Genomic DNA, 2,754 nt, shown 5'->3' with positions numbered 1-2,754 from the left:
CGGTGCGGTGGCGGCGGCACGGTCCGGGTCGGAGACCAGGTCCAGGTGCTCGGGCCGGCGGATGAGGAACTCGCCGAGGGCCTCGGAGGCGCCGAGCAGGCGGGACAGACGGGCGGCCTGCCGCTCGTCCGCGGCGATCCGCTTCGCGGCCGGCTCCCGCTCGATCAGGCGCAGCCACAGCAGCAGGGCCTGCTCCGGGTCGGGTGCGTGGGCCAGGGCGGCCATGAGGGCCTCCAGGTCCACCCCCTCGAACTCCTTCTGCCCGAGCAGCGAACGGGCACGGTCCAGGTCGGTGAGCCCGGCCCCGGTGAGGGCGCGGCGCTGGAGGGAGTCGGCGTCGGTGCCGGGCAGCGAGGTCATCGGCTCCTCCGTCCGCTCAGAGTCCGCTGAGGTAGCGCTTGATCTCGTACTCGGTGACCTGGACACGGTAGTCGTCCCACTCCTGCGCCTTGTTCCGGAGCAGGGTTTCGAAGACGTGCTCGCCGAGGACCTCGGCCACGAACTCGGAGTCCTCCATCACGCGCAGGGCGTCGTGGAGGGTGCCGGGCAGCGGCTGGTGGCCCAGGGCGCGGCGCTCCATGGTGGTGAGCGCGGAGATGTCCTCGTCGGCGGCCTCCGGCAGCTCGTACCCCTCCTCGATGCCCTTCAGGCCCGCGGCCAGCAGGACGGCGTAGGCGAGGTAGGGGTTCACCCCGGCGTCCAGGCCGCGGTACTCGATGCGGGCGGAGCCGGCCTTGTCCGGCTTGTACAGCGGGACGCGCACGAGGGCCGAGCGGTTGTTGTGGCCCCAGGAGACGTAGGCGGGGGCCTCGCCGCCGCCCCAGAGCCGCTTGTAGGAGTTCACGAACTGGTGGGTGACCGCCGTGATCTCCACCGAGTGATGGAGCAGTCCGGCGATGAAGCGGCGGGCGGTGGTGGACAGGCGGTACTCGTCCGCGGGGTCGTAGAACGCGTTGGAGTCCCCCTCGAACAGGGAGAAGTGGGTGTGCATGCCGGAGCCGGGGTGGGCGGAGAACGGCTTGGGCATGAAGGTGGCGTAGTGGTCGTTCAGGGAGGCCACCTCCTTGATCACGGTGCGGAACGTCATGATGTTGTCCGCGGTGGTCAGGGCGTCGGCGGCGCGCAGGTCGATCTCGTTCTGGCCGGGGCCGCCCTCGTGGTGGCTGAACTCCACGGAGATGCCCATGTCCTCAAGCAACGTCACCGCGCGGCGGCGGAAGTCCTGAGCCACGCCGCCGGGGACGTGGTCGAAGTAGCCGGCGGTGTCCACCGGGACCGGCAGGCCGTCCGGGCCGGGCTGGTCCGACTCGAGGAGGTAGAACTCGATCTCCGGGTGCGTGTAGCAGCTGAAGCCCATGTCCGCGGCCCTGTTCAGCACACGGCGCAGCACGTGGCGGGGGTCGGCCGGCGAGGGCTGCCCCTCGGGGGTGAGCACGTCGCAGAACATGCGCGAGGTGCGCTCCTGCTCTCCCCGCCACGGCAGGATCTGGAACGTGGACGGGTCCGGCTGCAGGAGCATGTCGGACTCGAAGATGCGGGTGTAGCCGTCGATCGAGGAGCCGTCGAAGCCCAGGCCCTCGGAGAAGGCCGCCTCCACCTCGGCCGGGGCCAGCGCCACCGACTTGAGGGTGCCGATGACGTCGGTGAACCAGAGGCGGACGAAGCGCACGTCCCGGTCCTCGATGGTGCGGAGCACGAAATCCTGCTGTCGATCCATGTGTTCACTCTAGACGGGGTGGCCTGCGCCACTGCGTAGACTCGGACGCATGTCGATCCAGCATCCCCCGGCCGCCGACGACGCCGCCCCGGCCGCCGCCGACTCCTCCGCGCAGACCTCCGACGAGACCGCCGTCTACGGCCCGCCCGCTCCCGCGCGCTACCGCACCGTCCACCTGCAGCGGGCCAAGGACGAGGGCCGTCGCTTCGCGATGCTCACGTGCTACGACGCATGACGGCCTCCCTGTTCGACGCCGCCGGCGTCGAGGTCCTGCTCGTCGGCGACTCCGTGGGCAACACCGTCCTCGGCCATTCCTCCACCCTGCCGGTGACCGTGGACGACATGGTGACCTTCTCCTCCGCCGTCGTCCGCGGCGCGCAGCGTGCCTTCGTGGTGGCGGACATGCCCTTCGGCTCCTACGAGGAGTCCCCCGAGCAGGCCGTCCGCTCCGCCCTGCGCCTGGTCAAGGAGGCCGGCGTGCATGCGGTGAAGATGGAGGGGGACAAGCGCTTCGTCCCGCATGTGGAGGCCATGACCGCCGCCGGCATCGCCGTCATGGCGCACATCGGCTTCACCCCGCAGTCCGAGCACGTCCTGGGCGGCTACCGCGTCCAGGGCCGCGGGGAGGGCGCCGTCGAGGCCATGGTCGCCTCCGCCCGGGCCCTCGAGGCCGCCGGCGCGTTCACGGTGCTCATGGAGATGGTGCCCACCGCCGTCGCCCGCGCCGTGGACGAGGCCCTCACCGTGCCGACCGTCGGCATCGGCGCCGGGGACGGCACCACCGGCCAGGTCCTGGTGTGGCAGGACATGCTCGGGCTCACCCAGGGGAGGAAGCCCCGCTTCGTCAAGCAGTACGCGGACCTGCACTCCGTGGTCACCGGCGCCGTGGCCCGGTACCGCAGGGACGTGCTCACCGGCGCCTTCCCGGAGGCCGAGCACGGCTTCGAGTCCTGAGCCGGCACCGGCCGTCCGGTGCGGCCCGCCGCCCCTTCCCCGTCCGGCCGCTCGGGCCGTCGGAGCACCCCCACGGCGGAGGC

The 2,754-nt window shown here is 71.9% G+C and carries 1 protein-coding gene and 2 pseudogenes; 1 reads left to right on the top strand and 2 read right to left on the bottom strand.

What is annotated here, in order from left to right:
- Positions 1-360 (bottom strand): annotated as a pseudogene (locus AC2W7A_RS11340) (bifunctional [glutamine synthetase] adenylyltransferase/[glutamine synthetase]-adenylyl-L-tyrosine phosphorylase); the annotation flags it as partial.
- 16 nt (positions 361-376) lie between these two features.
- Positions 377-1,717: a type I glutamate--ammonia ligase gene (glnA, locus tag AC2W7A_RS11335; protein ID WP_485991442.1), complete on the bottom strand. Its 1,341-nt coding sequence runs from the start codon at positions 1,715-1,717 to the stop codon at positions 377-379.
- Positions 1,718-1,766: 49 nt separating this feature from the next.
- Between glnA and panB the strand changes: the two are divergent.
- Positions 1,767-2,671 (top strand): annotated as a pseudogene (gene panB / locus AC2W7A_RS11330) (3-methyl-2-oxobutanoate hydroxymethyltransferase).
- Positions 2,672-2,754: the final 83 nt, after the last annotated feature.

It is taken from the genome of Micrococcus sp. LASM2_SD2, assembly GCF_057364565.1.
Note: the sequence above shows the minus strand (reverse complement) of the source record. Positions and strands in the feature narration are given on the sequence as shown.

What these genes read in the sequence shown, in the direction of transcription:
- glnA (WP_485991442.1), bottom strand. Translation starts at nt 1,717, where the DNA reads ATGGATCGACAGCAGGATTTCGTGCTCCGCACCATCGAGGACCGGGAC.